Consider the following 13,678-nt stretch of genomic DNA (forward strand, 5'->3'; position numbering starts at 1 on the left):
TCAGAACGAACGATTGGAGGGGCATAGACCAATTCTTTTCATAAGCCATAATGTATAGAGTTGCCCATCCTTCCCACCTTAGCAGTGCACACAGTTATGAATCGCATTTTCTTCGCAGCTTGGCTACTCTTCGGCAGCGTCTCAATGTTTGGGTTGACTCAACCTCATCTGTACGGACAAGATGGGAGACCATCCCTGGCCCCCGTAGAAGCCGCTCAGCGGTTTCTTTCATCACTCGATGAACCAAAACAAAAAAAAGCTAAGCTCAGTTTCGACGATGAGCGTCGACTCGAGTGGCATTTCATTCCTATGGAAACCCGCAAGGGGCTACCCATTCGAGATATGAGCGAACCTCAGGCCAAGGCCGCTTTTGACCTGCTCCGAAGTGTGACTAGCACAGCCGGCTTCAAGCGTGCAACCGACATAATGAGCTACGAAGCAATACTGCTTGAACTAGAAGGGCCAGGTTCCGTAGGCCGCCGGGATTTCAAAAAATACTACTTTACCATCTACGGCGAGCCCAACACAACCAATCTCTGGGGACTCAGCATTGAAGGGCACCATATATCTTTAAACTACACTTTTGACCGAGGAGATATTGTCGATTCCACCCCCCAGTTGTTCGCCTCGAACCCAGCCCAACTGTCACGAAATTTTACAACCCCAAAGCCTACTAGACCAAGTGAAACAAACCAATTCACCGAGGGCAACAGATTGATTGCCAGCGAAGAGGATGCGGGCTTTGCTTTGCTCAACAGCCTCAACGATGCTCAACAGTCCAAAGCGTTGTTCAATGAGAAGTGCCCCGAAGATATCATGTGGGCAGGAGAACCTCAGCCAAAGCAAATCCCATATGTTGGTATTGCTTCCACTGAGCTCGATGACCACCAACGAGCCCTTCTTCGAAAAGCTATCGATACTTTTTTGCATTGCCAAACAGAATCCGTGATCCGAGAGCGTTTAAACGCAATCGCAGCCTCCGACGAGAATGCGATCCATTTTGGCTGGGCGGGCAGCAAGGCTAAGGGGGATGCGTTCTACTTTCGCATTCATGGCCCAACGTTCATTGCAGAATTCTGCAATTTCCAGGCTGATGCAGCGGGGAAAAATGCCAACCATGTGCATTGCGTCTGGAGAGATATGACGGGAGATTTCAACATGACAATATTTAAAAACTAATACCACCACAGTTTACTAGCAGTCGCCCCCGAAATTGTCTGGGGCGACATGGTAAAGTTTAAATTCTGACCAGCCTTACTGTCGGAACCCCTAGTGCTGAAACGGGTTCACAGATAACGAGTTAATGTTCTCGTATTTGTGAATGGTACCGACAAATGTTGATGACGGGTAATTACGACCTCAATCTAATCGCTCTGTTCTCTGCTATGTGCTTGAGCGCGGCCGTGCTGGTAAGTGTATCCGTCGCTCTGGTCAGAAACCGAATCGGAGGCCCCGTTTTTGGAGGAATTATTTGTTTGGTGTTAGGGATCTCGCTCACTTTGTTCTGCCTAGACTTGGTTTCGATACTAAACCAAAAGTTTTACGGTGACTCCCTTCTAGTTCTGCAACTCTTCTGCTTGATGGGGTTCGCATTCGCGGTCTGTATTCTCGGGGTAACCACGATGAAATGGAAAGAGATTAGACCGCCTAGACGCAGCGCCAGCATCTGGGGGGTCGTCGTCGTCTCAGCCGCACTTAGTTTTGTATGCTCGAATCGTATGCAAACTCTTAAGGCCATCGACGTCTCATTACTGACCAGCCCCGAATTGCGGGGTGAAGTAAAACCTATAGAGTCACACTATGCAGTATCGGATCAAGGCAGGCGTATCACCCTTCATTGTTTCGAGCTAAAGGGACCATTACCTAGCACGGATTTTGCAAATCACGTTGCCAACAACACGTATCCCGGTGCATTGATTCACAGAAAGAACATTGACGTGAACACGAATTGCCACGGATGGGTATTTGCAAACGGCGAGTTTCTCGTGGATTCACGCGGGGTATCAATAATATTAGAGGATAACGGTTATACACGGGTGGACGCCCCCGTAGAAGGTGATGTCGTTATCTATCGAAACACAAGAGGGGATGCAATTCACACTGCGATTGTGTGCGCTCGCCTTCAAGATGGTACGATTCTTGTAGAGAGCAAGTGGGGAGTCCATCAGCGGTTTGTTCACCTGCCTGAAGTTCAACCCTATTCGACTCTAATCGAGTACCACCGCTCTACTCGCCCCGGACATATGATTGAAATTCGGAATGCCGACGGTTCACAGTTCGAGCCAGAAACCGAAATGGGTGGCTAGTATTGGGAGGAGTATGGTGAGTGAACAGTGCAGTCACTCCCATTCTTAGATTAGCTGGCCAACACGGAGCGGCCGCTCTCTCGAGCTACAACAATGTGGTCTAATACGCGAATACCCAATAGATCGCCAGCTTGAGTCAGCCTCTCCGTGACAGATCGATCTTCCCTGCTGGGGGTCGGGTCCCCAGACGGGTGATTGTGGACCAAAATAATGGCTGAGGCACTGTCTCGTATCGCTGGTCGAAACACCTCTCGTGGATGTACCAAGCTGGCGTCGAGAGTGCCCGTGGTAATGTGATGCGTTCCAATTGGCCCAAGTTGCGTATCCAATGTCACGATATGAAACTCTTCCTGCAAACCATCCACAGCCAGACGATGGAATTCTCGCATGCAAAACCGAATCGCATCATCCGACCCCCTAATCCTTTCGGGCGGCTTGTTGGATCGGTCTCTAAGTATCGAAATACGCCGCCCCAATTCGACACCAGCCATTATCTGGGCATAGCTATCCTTTCGAATCGTCTTCGATATGCTTCGGAGCTCCTGTAAACTCGCATCGGCAAGTTTCGCAAGTTGTTCGAGCGGAAAACGATTCGAGATCCTGCGCCCACCGTGAATAGCTGATTCGCCTGGAATTCCAACACGAATTAAAATGGCAATGAGCTGAGCATCGGTGAGTGAGTCAGCCCCATTCTGAAGAAGCAATTCACGGGGGCGTTCTTGCTCCGGAGACGATTTGATTTGCTCTCCATGTACCTGATTTGATATCCAGCTATCTATATCGATCTGATCTCCCTTGCTCCAGCGAAACACCTCGCTCGCACTTTCAAGATGCTTGTCGAGCAGTCCCTCTTTGCTAAGTTGCTTGATAACTCGGGTGACATAAGCCGGATGCAAATCGCTGCAAATGGATTTTGCGGTTTCCGTTGAAAACGAATCGAGGTCTTTGATTGCGTAGAGTATTTTCTTAAGCTTTTGGGTGCGTTCGTCGGTCATAGAATTGGCGTTTCGTGAAGCATTTGGTCGAAACCCCTATGATAACCAAAAACTTTCTGCTCAGGGCTAGGGTAACGAATCCCTATACTTTTGCCGGCCCGCAGCATAGTTCTCTTTGGTGGGAGAGCGGTCCTCGAGCCATTCAGCCACCGTGTCAGCTGTAGGTGGACAAGTTTGAATTTCAGAAGTTAGCTTGGCCAATTGTTTTCGACACCATCCGCATCCGGTGCCAGCACCTCCACATTCGCTAAGCAAACTGGGACGAGTCACATTGTGTATGCGAATGTAATTGATGACTTTCCGCCAAGTCACGTGAAAACACAGGCAAAGTTCGTCGTCCGGCTTCATGATGGAGTCGACTTTACTCGTGCCGCAAGGCTTCGATAGGATTCATCTTAGCGGCCCGAGTTGCGGGATAGATTCCAAAGACGATTCCTACAACCAAAGAGATGAAAAACGCCCCTGGGATGCTCGCTGGAACGATCGACGGCTGAACCGTTCTTACGACCTCAGGAAGCTCAGCCATGACATCGCCAAACCATTGATTGGCCAACAGTCTAGCAATATTGACCGCAGGTCCACACAGTAGTCCAAATAGAATGCCGGTCAGCCCACCCGTGAGACTCAATACGCTTGTTTCCACTAAGAACTGACGCACAATATCCCGACGCTTCGCACCCAACGCACGCCGAATTCCGATTTCTCGGGTCCTTTCCGTGACGGTCGCTAGCATGATATTCATGATCCCAATGCCACCCACCAGCAAAGAAATCGCGGCAATCATCCCCATAAAGACCATGAACATCGCTCGCGTCGTCCGGGCTTGTTCGAGCAATTCCAATGGCACTACGACTTGGATATCTTCCATCTTGTCATGACTGGCCAAAGCGGCTTCTACGAGCTCGGCTGTCCTCTTTACATCCTTGACGTCAGTAACTCTCAAAGTGATTTGATTCAGCTGGATGACCTCACCCTCGCGTGAACCAGATCGAAAACTCATTACCATGTCGCCGATCCGCTGTTGCAACGTTCGGAGGGGTATATAAACGTCATTCGTGAAGTCTTGAGCAGCCATAGAGCCTCCTACCGCCGCCGTTGCGCCCTTAGGTTTCAGAACGCCCACTACTAAGTAGAAATCTCGATTCTCTGGCATATAGATCCGCTTGCCGATCGGATCTTCTGCCGGGAAAAGACGCTCTGCGACTTTAGCAGATACGACGCAATGGGTATCCTTAGCAAAATTCTCGGCATCGGTAATGAAATGGCCACGATCCATCTCCAGCTTATTGACGTCATAATACTCGGGCGTGCAGCCGACGAGACGTCCATCCATTTTGCGATCTTTGTACTGAAATTGACGTCGCATCTCGCGAATAGGAATGGCGCTAGTGACCGTAGGTATGCTGGTCGACAAAAATTCAAACTCGTCACGAGTCAATCCATAAGGTGTTAAACCCTGAGCCGCCATCTTTTCGCTCGGTGGCTTAATGGTCCGAATCATGATCGTATCTGCACCGAGGCTCTCGATCTGTCGCTGGGCTTCGTCTCCAATTCCCTTGCTGATCGCTAGCAACCAAATAACGCTAGCCACTCCGATAAAAATCCCCAAAACCGTGAGGATTGATCGCATCGGATGCAACCACAGACTTTTTACTCCGAGCTGGATTGTGCCTAACCAAATGTTCATACTTCTACCGGCATATTTTCTATGGCGTGTCTAGCTGCGGCATCCCTGACCTCTTGCGTGTTAGTTTTATCCCACTGCAGCAAACCATCTTTGAGACGAACAACACGCTTCGCTCGTTTGGAGACTTCGTCCTCGTGCGTCACCAAGATGATCGTCCGCCCCTCATTGTTCAACTTTTCAAACAGCTGGAGAATTTCCTCTGTGGTCCGTGAATCAAGGTTTCCTGTCGGCTCATCCGCAAGGATAAAATAAGGGTCGTTGACCAAAGAGCGCGCGATCGCCACACGTTGCTGCTGCCCACCCGACAATTGGGTCGGTCGGTGATCTAGTCTTTGTCCCAAGCCCACCATTTTTGCGAGCTCGAGAGAGCGAGTCTGCTGCTCCTTGGTTAATGGTTTCCCCTGGTAAAACAAAGGGACCTGAATGTTTTCCACCACAGTCAACTGCTGTATTAAATTGTAAGACTGGAATACGAAGCCAATTCGCGACGATCGAATCGTTGCTAACTCATCGTCATCCATCTTCGCCACATCGTCCTCGCCAAGAAACAAACTTCCCGAGGTAGGCTTGTCCAAGCACCCGAGCATATTGAGCAGGGTACTCTTTCCCGAACCAGACGGTCCCATAATCGCAACGTAATCACCCTCAGGAACATCAAAAGTTACCCCTCGAAGAGCCCTTACTGTCTCGCTCTTGAGCACGTATTCCTTTTTCATTTCCACAACACGACATGCATATCGTGTTGTATCACGCGGAGCGTTCTCAACGGCATTCACGGCTAAGCTCGACGCGTTCAATTGCTACCTCGTGATCCTGGGGGGCCGCCCATGCCGCCAGCCGACCTAGCTGCCATCATCTTTCTCATGCCTGACATCAATTCCCCTTTGTCCATAAAGCCGTCTTTGTTCAAATCGCCATCGTCGAACCGTGCACCGAAATCGGAGTCCGCTTGTGCTTCTTCTCGACTAATCTTGCCATCGGAGTTCGTATCTAACCGCTCAAAGATCGCTTGCACAATAGCCGCAATGTCCGGCCCACTACCGTTTCGTCTCTCCTGTGAACGAGCCTCTCCCGCTGGCGAGTAAGATGCCGTCGCTGGTGCATCTGCCGATATTTTGGCGAATGCCTCGCTGTCGTCTTGTTCCACGATCTCAGGCAAATCCATCTTATCCAAATGATTTCTGGGGTTTAGGACCACTTGCTCTCCCACTTTAATCCCCGTCTGTGCCGTTACGAACTTGTCGTTCGCCCCGCCGATCTTGATGGGGCGTGTCTCAAAACTACTTCCGCTTTGGACTAATACAAAGTGATGCCTCTTGGTTTCGTATACCGCCAGAATCGGAATTTGGATCGCATCGGGAATCTGTTCCACGAAAATGCGGACCTCAGCCGTCATACCCGTGCGGATCTCCCTTGGAGGATCGATAATCTGCACGAAAACAGCGTACTCCTTAACCGCCGGCCCAAACCAATTTCCCGGCTCCGCATACTTGTTTACCTTTACGACTCGTCCGAACAAATCGTTATCTACCGCCCCTACCCGAATCTTGACTGGCATCCCCTCGCGGATCAACGTAATCCTGGACTCGTTGACCTTTGCCTTAACCTGCATACGGGTGGGATCTGGAAGAAGGAAGATGGTTTGCTGCTCGCGGACATATGCACCGGGTTCCACAACGAAATCGGACCCACCTCGGTTCCCGTACTTGTTGGCGTATACTACTTGACCGTCGGCCGGTGCGCGTATGTTACATGCATCGACCTGCGTCTGAATCTCGGAAAGTTTGTCGCGTTCTTCCATCAACGATGTTTCATCTGACTCCAGCTTGGCCTTGGCAGTGTTAATATCGCTATCGAGTTGTACGAGCATCTTTTGCTTGGTTAACTCATCAAGCACCCTCAACCGTCCCTGAGCTGATTCCAGTGTGCTCTTTGCGTTTTGAACTGCAAACTGTTCAGCTTCAATTTGCAGAGGCTTAAGCGTGCCCTTGGCCGCCAATCGCTCCGCACTCTGCAATGCCAACTCCGCCTTTCTTAGGTTTTGCTGCGCAACCGATATCTCACTCAAAATTGCCTGACGCTCGGTCAAGTAAGTACCCTCGAGATACTCCTGCTTGGAGATTACCGCCTTTTCCACGGCTGCCCGACTGGAAATAACCGTCGATTCCGCCACACTCACCGCAATCCGCTGAGTTTTGGCCTCTTGATCTAATGCCGAGGAATCCAGCTGACAAAGGAAATCACCCTTTTTGACGATCGTTCCCTCAGGAATGACCTCCAAAATCGGAGTACCACTGCCTCCACGAGCCTTAACCTCACACTTTACCTCATTATTGCTGCTACTTTCGATCTCTCCGGTCTCCAGAACCACGTGATCGAATGGTCCCCGTGCGACTAATTCGAGGATCGGTTTGCTTTTACTTCCCGCAGCCTGCCCCGACGCTCTGATGTACCACCAGTACCCTCCCCCTCCCGCTACAATGAGGGTCGCTACGGTACCCAGCAACACCATACTCACCCGGCCGAATCGTCTGGGAAGTTTTGACCTTACGGGTCTCACCGATCGCTCAGAACGAGTGGTTGTCGAAAAAAATTTATGTCTCATGGCTCGCAATTGGGTAGGTGTTCGTTGGTGGGAGGGGAGCGTGGTCGTACCCGTCCAGGACTCGGGACACTGCATTCGGACTATATTCTACATGAATCAAAGGATGTCGGCCGCCGCCCGCACACCGTAGACTCCGGATCAAGCTAAAGGTATATCCGAGATGGATCCTTCCGCAAATCCTTTAATTGTCCGAATCAATCAAGCCCCAAACCCCTAGAGCTCACCCTAGTATAACCCCGGGGAATATTATTCGGCTACTGGATGAGCTGCTTTGCATATTAAACCCAGAAAAGGGTTACAAGTTCCGCCTAGACGATCGAATGCACTCGCGACCCAAGGGAGCCCCCCCCTGGACGGCGGTACCCCAAAAAGTGACCTAAGTGCAGCTTTCGAGCATTTTGCCTCATTGGATCTTAATGGAGTGAAATCTCACCTTGCAGTCAGGATCATGCCCTTGGAGCATCACAGTTCCCGGATCTACTCTCAAACCACGCCTTGGGTTGGAATCAGGTTTCCTAAGGTCTCTCCACTCCACAACCTGTACACCTTGTACCCAAGTCGAAATTTGTGGTCCGTCTGCAATAATCGTCACGTACGTGAGCTCTCCCTCGTCCGACAGCACGGCCCGGGCGGCCTGTCTTCGAAAAATGGCACCGGTACCCGAATCGAGCGGCTTGAGCCTGCTACCATCAAACCCATGATGGATTTGGCACTCGTATCCATTCATATCCTCACCTGGAATGCAACGGAAGAATACGCCCGAGTTCACATTCGGAGCGAGCGTTTCGGCGGTGATCTGCAATACTCCGCTTCCGAACAAAAAGGTGCTCTCCACGAACCCCCTTCCCCCGGCAATGGTCATTGCTCCGTTTTGCTCGTAGTTCGCATTAACGTTGACGGGCGACTTAAACGCAATCTGGTTTCCAATCAATTTCTCCTCCGCAAAAGGTCTGAGCTTGATGTCGCGGAACTCGATCTTGCCCTCGCGAAATTGCAGACCTATCCATCCACTTTTCAGATCGGTCGTATCAACGTACTCGCACGTTTTGTTCCCATTTAGCCAGGTCTCCACCTTGGGCCCATCCACAATAGCCCTAAGCTCATGCCACTCTCCCGCTACAGGATCGACAATTGCCTCTGCCCGTTTCTGACGGAACACGAGTGAACCGGTGGGAAAAGGGTTGTCCAGCGGTGCAATGTTTAGCTCGAAACAGTCGCGCCCCGGGTCTTCAGGAACTGCAGGTGTCCTCAAAAACACGCCGCTGTTGGTTCTCTCCTCCGCCCGAAACTGGAGCTTGATTTCAAAGTTGGTAAAGGGCACCGACGTGCACAGCAGACTGTTGGTCCCCCCTGTGGCTTGAAGCACTCCATCGACAACACTCCAATTCGCCTCCTGAGTCGGGGTCCAACCCATCAGCGTTTGACCGTCGAAAAGTCGAATCCATCCGCGCTCTAGCTCTTCGGAAGTCATCCTCGCCGACAACAACTGCTCCAGATCAAATGGACCGCCAGGATGGTTGCCATTCTCCGATTGCGCTCTCAACGCAGAAAGCTGCACCAGAACAACACTCAGCACAATCGAAGTTTTAACGATCAAGCGGCCCCAATTCATTCCTCAATCTCCAGGTAAACGTCTCTTACTTTGCTCCAACACGCCTCGCTGTCTGATGCTCCATCACTCGCAAACCAACTCAAATGAAGAGCGTTTCTTGAAGCAAGCGAATCGGGTAATTCGTACTGCATTAATTGACCTCTCACAGTTTTAGGCACGAGTGCGACCTCATTGAGGAAGACTCGATCCGGAGGCAACTCACTTATGATACTCAAACAAAGACCGCTCGCTCGGTTCAAACCATCGGTGGACTGAAAAGTTCGCCGCCATGAGATTTTGTCGGCCTCCATCTGAGCCGACCAAGCCCTCGGGTGGAATAAACCGATCCGATGTCCACTACTCACACTCGGTCTCCAGCTCGGAAAACGGCGGATACCTGCCCGGTTTGTCGTCGCTATACCACTTATCGAGCACATTCTTCCACTCCAGCAGATTTTTCACTTTCGTAAAATCGCTGCGAACTTCTAATCCTTCGGGATGCAACTGCGCGTACTTAATTCCAAACTTTCTCATCGGGACACCTGCCCGATCCGCACCATACAACTGCTCTGCCAACCGAAAATGCTCCAGAATGACCTCTCTCTGCTCATGAAGCGTCGGAGGTGCCGGCAGCGGCTGTCCCGCAAATAAGGCCCGTGCCTGGGCGAATATCCATGGATTTCCAATGCACCCTCGCGCCACCGTCACTCCATCAACCCCTGTCTGCTCCATCATCCCAAGGCAATCCTGGGCACTGAACAAATCGCCGCTCCCTAAAATAATTCTCTCTCCAACGTGCGATTTGACCTCTTTCAGAAACTCCCAGCGACTCGCGCCCACGTAACGCTGCTCAACCGTACGACCATGAACGGTGATGGCAGCGATCCCGCTTGCAAACGCACCATCAAGAATCTGGAAAAACCGATCCCTGCTCTGAGCAGAGTCATCGATGCCTCTTCGCATCTTGATGGTCACTGGTATTTCCGGAGGAACAATGTCCCTGGTCCGCTTGACGATCTCTAACGCAACATCCGGTTGACTAAGATGAAAGCCCCCCCGACACCTGCCCAGCACCTTCCTGACGGGACACCCAAAGTTGATGTCGATGACCGCAAAGCCCGCCTCGACAAGCTTTTGAGCTCCCAACGAAAATTGTTCAGGCTCAGCCCCCATCAACTGCCCCGCAACAGGCTGCTCCTCAGGCGTGTTATGAAGAAAATGCCTCGTCCTTTGACGATCCTTTAGACTGACCAGAAACTGGTCCAGCATAACCTCGCACAACGAGTACGAAGCCCCCAACCGCCTTGCAATCACCCTCATGGCCCAATCGCTATAGCCACTCAGCGCAGCTTGCACCACAGGGAAACCAATATTAACCGCCCCGATTTCCAACGGTTTGTAGGTAAAAACTGCAGGGGAACCCAATTGGGGAACGTCTAATTTTTCGCCGATACTCATGCCTTAATCATCGCATGAGGAGCAAGTTTTGGCAAACGTGGGTGATGGACGCCTCCCCTTCCAGCGAGTAGACCGGCAGCCGCAATGCGATGAGCCTAGAGGCCATATAGGTTCCTTCATCATCCTGGCTATGATTAAGAATGACCGAGACCGAATATCCTTGCCGCCGTAACATCTCGAGAGCCATGGCGGTCTCATCGGTAACCATTTGCAGAATAACCACCAAGGTAAGATTGCGTGGAATTCTACTTTGCGTTTCCCTTACCAACTCAAAGAACGATAAACCATCCGATCGCTCCAGCCTGCCGAGCATCTTGTGGATTTGAGTAAAAGACTCTACTCCGTTGCGATGCTCGATGACAATCGGTTTTAGCCGATTCTCGCGACGCTCCTGCTGCACGCTTTGACGCATGGTCTCGCGATCGGTGTAATCGCCGGTCAATTCCTGATACGAGTAACGCTCTGCCATATCGCTACCATTGCTAATCATCCCGCACGGTTGATTCATTTGATAGAGTGTGTGAGCGATCGAAGCGGCTACGGTCGCGGCCAGGTCTGTTCGCACCGGTTCGTGCTGGCTGGGATTTGATTCCCTTTGAAAATCGAGCAGCAACATGGCTCCCTGCACACAAGTCGGCTCAAAGACTCTCGTATGCAACAAACCCGAACGAGCTGTCGCTTTCCAGTGGATTCGGTTTAATGGGTCTCCCTGTCGATACTCACGAACTCCCGCCATCTGCGTTGGATCCTCCATGGCTCGATCGGTAACTCGCATGTCTCCTAGCGGACGCCGCGACGTTAGCTCCATGCCCTGTAGAGGGATGAGTTTAGGCAACACGAGCAAGTAATCCAACCCTGATACCACGCGATGCTGCCGGTTCAATCCCAACAAATCGCCTGTCTCCAATAGCGTCGGTCCTAATCGAAAGTAGCCTCGGCGAATGGCACGCAATTCGTAAGTCAGCAAGCCCACTTGTCCAGCTGCGAGTTCAAAGAGCTTTACATTGCTACCGATTAGCTCCAAAGATCTGTGCGGCTGCGAAATCGCTGACTTGGATATGGTGTCCTCGATGAGGATCCAAGGAATGGGACGCTTGGAGCAATTCTTTACTTCCAAACCGATCGTTACCTTCTCGCCGATCTGGATCTCTCTGCCAGTACCGGTCTCTGTCCCGGACACTTTCCCGGTCCTGACAATCGCGACCTGTTCCGACCAATCTCGCGATAACGAAACAGACAGTCGAAAAACCAAAATCAATGCACAAACGCATAGAGAGAACCAAGTGGTTCCGGTAACAATACCTAATGCCACCACCGCTACCAGTAAAGGAACTATCGCCATGTGACATCTCGCTTGCGCCCTATCCAGGCTCGCTTCTCAAGAACACGCTCATGCCGAACACCTCTTCAAAAAGACCACTGGACTGACGAATAGTAAGCTGTTCGAGAGAAACCTCCTCAACCCCGAAAGCCGTGATCAACCAACGATTGTGGTCCCGATTGCATCGGATATTCCCGATCCGCTGCGAACGGGATTCGTCCAAAGCAATCGCTAAGCGAAGAATGGCTGACAGCTTGGAAACATAGACTCTTTGCCTACGATCCAGTGTGCTATATCCCTCATGCTCCGGTCGAGGCGAGGATCGGCGATGATAACGCACTACGAGCGATACGATGAGTAGATCTCGCTCGGAAAGCCCGAAAAGCTCGCTATTCCTTACGATGTACATGGCATGCTTATGGTGGCTCCGCGGACTGATGAAAAGCCCAACTTCATGTAGCAGTGCAGCCAAGTAAAGGATCAACTCCATCCGCTGGTCGAGTTGATGCTCTTCCTGTAAATCGGCAAAAAGCTTTCTTGACAAGTTAGCTACGTGGCGTGCATGCGTTTCATCGAACGCCATTTTGCGACCTAAATTGATTGCCGATCGTACAATTTGATTCCTAAACTCCTGGGTCCAGGAATCTTGTTGAGCAATGTCACTCAACAAACCATCACGCAAATTGGTGGGAGCGACGTGAATCGTATCCAGCTGTAACTCGCGAGCGAGATGAATGTAAGCGATCAATGCCGGCCACAACGTCTCGGCGTCCCAATAACTGATTCCAAATCGGCTGACCAAATCTTCTTCCTTGAGACTGTTTACGGATCGAGCAAAGTCGGTCAGGTCCTTTAGCGAAAGGGAACGCAACTGATCCCCAAGCGGAATACACTCCAAATTATCAGCCGCGAGTCTTATGTCTCCACCCAATGCGACCAATTGCAAGCTCGAGTCTGTGTCGACATGCTCTGCAATCTGCTGAACACGGCGTTGCACCTGGGACTCTATAATGATCCTTTGTTTAGCGAGCGAGGTGTTCAGCCTGTCCACTTGGTCGAGCAGCCTCAGTGACCCGAGCCGGTATGTGTTGGAGAAGAGAACATTCCCTCCCCGAACGAGCATGGCTTCTGTGCTTCCACTCCCAATCTCCACGACCAAATTTTTGGCAGCCGCGAGCTCAGGATTGCTCTGAAGGATTGACTGCACCCCCATGTAAGTGATTCGAATTACCTCGGCCTCATCCAAGGCTTCGATTTCTAGGCCAGTTGCAATGAAGACTCGATCCAAAAAGGCCAATTGATTGTTGGCCTCGCGGACGGCGCTCGTTCCCACCACGCGGATTTGTTGCGGCGAGGTGATACCGTACTCCTTCATCAGCCTGCGACAGCTCTTGAGCACGACGACACATTCTTCAATCGTTTTGCGGTTGATGTTCTGCGTAGAGAAAACGTCCCTGCCCAAAGATACCATTTGGGAGACCTCCTCGAGGATCCGGAACGACCCACGCCCTACCTCCGCGATTGCCATGCGTACACTCGTCGAGCCGATGTCGACAACGGCAACAGTGCGTACACCTCCTGCCGCAGGGGAGCTGCTACCGGAACTTGTGAGACGTGAAACTGAGTCAAATGGCATCTTAAGCTGACTGGGTTAGGGACAATATCCCCTTGATGATACGTCCCCCAAGATTCGGCGACCATCCGACTTCCGAGAA

Annotated in this window: 12 protein-coding genes; 2 read left to right on the forward strand and 10 right to left on the reverse strand. The window is 51.3% G+C overall.

All coding sequences use genetic code 11. The annotated features are described in order from the left end of the window. Positions 1-96: 96 nt before the first annotated feature. Both SH449x_RS05490 and SH449x_RS05495 read left to right on the forward strand, forming a co-directional pair. The gene (locus SH449x_RS05490; RefSeq protein WP_482380320.1) at positions 97-1,179 is read left to right on the forward strand and encodes a DUF3500 domain-containing protein; all 1,083 of its coding nucleotides are present in this window, start codon (positions 97-99) and stop codon (positions 1,177-1,179) included. A 155-nt stretch (positions 1,180-1,334) separates the two neighbouring features. Continuing rightward, the gene (locus SH449x_RS05495; protein ID WP_482380321.1) at positions 1,335-2,306 is read left to right on the forward strand and encodes a hypothetical protein; all 972 of its coding nucleotides are present in this window, start codon (positions 1,335-1,337) and stop codon (positions 2,304-2,306) included. A 50-nt stretch (positions 2,307-2,356) separates the two neighbouring features. Here SH449x_RS05495 and radC read toward each other — a convergent pair whose 3' ends face one another. The 10 genes from radC to SH449x_RS05545 form a co-directional block, all read right to left on the reverse strand. After that, the gene (gene radC / locus SH449x_RS05500) at positions 2,357-3,301 is read right to left on the reverse strand and encodes a RadC family protein (protein WP_482380322.1); all 945 of its coding nucleotides are present in this window, start codon (positions 3,299-3,301) and stop codon (positions 2,357-2,359) included. A 66-nt stretch (positions 3,302-3,367) separates the two neighbouring features. Further along, the gene (locus tag SH449x_RS05505) at positions 3,368-3,649 is read right to left on the reverse strand and encodes a (2Fe-2S)-binding protein (RefSeq protein ID WP_482380323.1); all 282 of its coding nucleotides are present in this window, start codon (positions 3,647-3,649) and stop codon (positions 3,368-3,370) included. A gap of 13 nt (positions 3,650-3,662) precedes the next feature. Further along, positions 3,663-4,931: an ABC transporter permease gene (locus SH449x_RS05510; protein ID WP_482380324.1), complete on the reverse strand. Its 1,269-nt coding sequence runs from the start codon at positions 4,929-4,931 to the stop codon at positions 3,663-3,665. Between the two features lie 53 nt (positions 4,932-4,984). After that, on the reverse strand, positions 4,985-5,704 hold the full coding sequence (locus SH449x_RS05515) for an ABC transporter ATP-binding protein (RefSeq protein ID WP_482381810.1): 720 nt from the start codon (positions 5,702-5,704) through the stop codon (positions 4,985-4,987). 77 nt (positions 5,705-5,781) lie between these two features. Further along, positions 5,782-7,500, reverse strand: coding sequence for a permuted SH3 domain-containing protein (locus SH449x_RS05520; protein ID WP_482381811.1), 1,719 nt, complete (start codon positions 7,498-7,500; stop codon positions 5,782-5,784). Between the two features lie 496 nt (positions 7,501-7,996). After that, complete coding sequence (locus SH449x_RS05525) at positions 7,997-9,205, reverse strand: 3-keto-disaccharide hydrolase (protein WP_482380325.1); 1,209 nt, start codon at positions 9,203-9,205, stop codon at positions 7,997-7,999. After that, positions 9,202-9,549, reverse strand: coding sequence for a hypothetical protein (locus tag SH449x_RS05530; protein WP_482380326.1), 348 nt, complete (start codon positions 9,547-9,549; stop codon positions 9,202-9,204). Before SH449x_RS05530 ends, SH449x_RS05525 begins: the two co-directional genes overlap by 4 nt. Further along, positions 9,542-10,642, reverse strand: coding sequence for a tRNA dihydrouridine synthase (locus tag SH449x_RS05535; protein ID WP_482380327.1), 1,101 nt, complete (start codon positions 10,640-10,642; stop codon positions 9,542-9,544). The genes SH449x_RS05530 and SH449x_RS05535 overlap by 8 nt, the downstream gene beginning before the upstream one ends. Before the next feature lie 7 nt (positions 10,643-10,649). Beyond that, the gene (locus tag SH449x_RS05540; protein ID WP_482380328.1) at positions 10,650-11,984 is read right to left on the reverse strand and encodes a DUF58 domain-containing protein; all 1,335 of its coding nucleotides are present in this window, start codon (positions 11,982-11,984) and stop codon (positions 10,650-10,652) included. Positions 11,985-12,003: 19 nt separating this feature from the next. After that, the gene (locus SH449x_RS05545; protein WP_482380329.1) at positions 12,004-13,599 is read right to left on the reverse strand and encodes a Ppx/GppA phosphatase family protein; all 1,596 of its coding nucleotides are present in this window, start codon (positions 13,597-13,599) and stop codon (positions 12,004-12,006) included. Between the last annotated feature and the right edge of the window lie 79 nt (positions 13,600-13,678).

Origin of the sequence: Brakhagea baltica (genome assembly GCF_052161605.1) — a bacterium.
Classification (GTDB): Bacteria; Planctomycetota; Planctomycetia; order Pirellulales; family Pirellulaceae; genus JBKCUI01.

Bases quoted from the DNA above. Each gene is read 5' to 3' on its own strand.
- SH449x_RS05490 (WP_482380320.1), top strand. From the start codon at position 97: ATGAATCGCATTTTCTTCGCAGCTTGGCTACTCTTCGGCAGCGTCTCA.
- SH449x_RS05495 (WP_482380321.1), top strand. From the start codon at position 1,335: ATGTTGATGACGGGTAATTACGACCTCAATCTAATCGCTCTGTTCTCT.
- radC (WP_482380322.1), bottom strand. From the start codon at position 3,301: ATGACCGACGAACGCACCCAAAAGCTTAAGAAAATACTCTACGCAATC.
- SH449x_RS05505 (WP_482380323.1), bottom strand. From the start codon at position 3,649: ATGAAGCCGGACGACGAACTTTGCCTGTGTTTTCACGTGACTTGGCGG.
- SH449x_RS05510 (WP_482380324.1), bottom strand. From the start codon at position 4,931: ATGCGATCAATCCTCACGGTTTTGGGGATTTTTATCGGAGTGGCTAGC.
- SH449x_RS05515 (WP_482381810.1), bottom strand. From the start codon at position 5,704: ATGAAAAAGGAATACGTGCTCAAGAGCGAGACAGTAAGGGCTCTTCGA.
- SH449x_RS05520 (WP_482381811.1), bottom strand. From the start codon at position 7,500: ATGGTGTTGCTGGGTACCGTAGCGACCCTCATTGTAGCGGGAGGGGGA.
- SH449x_RS05525 (WP_482380325.1), bottom strand. From the start codon at position 9,205: ATGAATTGGGGCCGCTTGATCGTTAAAACTTCGATTGTGCTGAGTGTT.
- SH449x_RS05535 (WP_482380327.1), bottom strand. From the start codon at position 10,642: ATGAGTATCGGCGAAAAATTAGACGTTCCCCAATTGGGTTCCCCTGCA.
- SH449x_RS05540 (WP_482380328.1), bottom strand. From the start codon at position 11,984: ATGGCGATAGTTCCTTTACTGGTAGCGGTGGTGGCATTAGGTATTGTT.
- SH449x_RS05545 (WP_482380329.1), bottom strand. From the start codon at position 13,599: ATGCCATTTGACTCAGTTTCACGTCTCACAAGTTCCGGTAGCAGCTCC.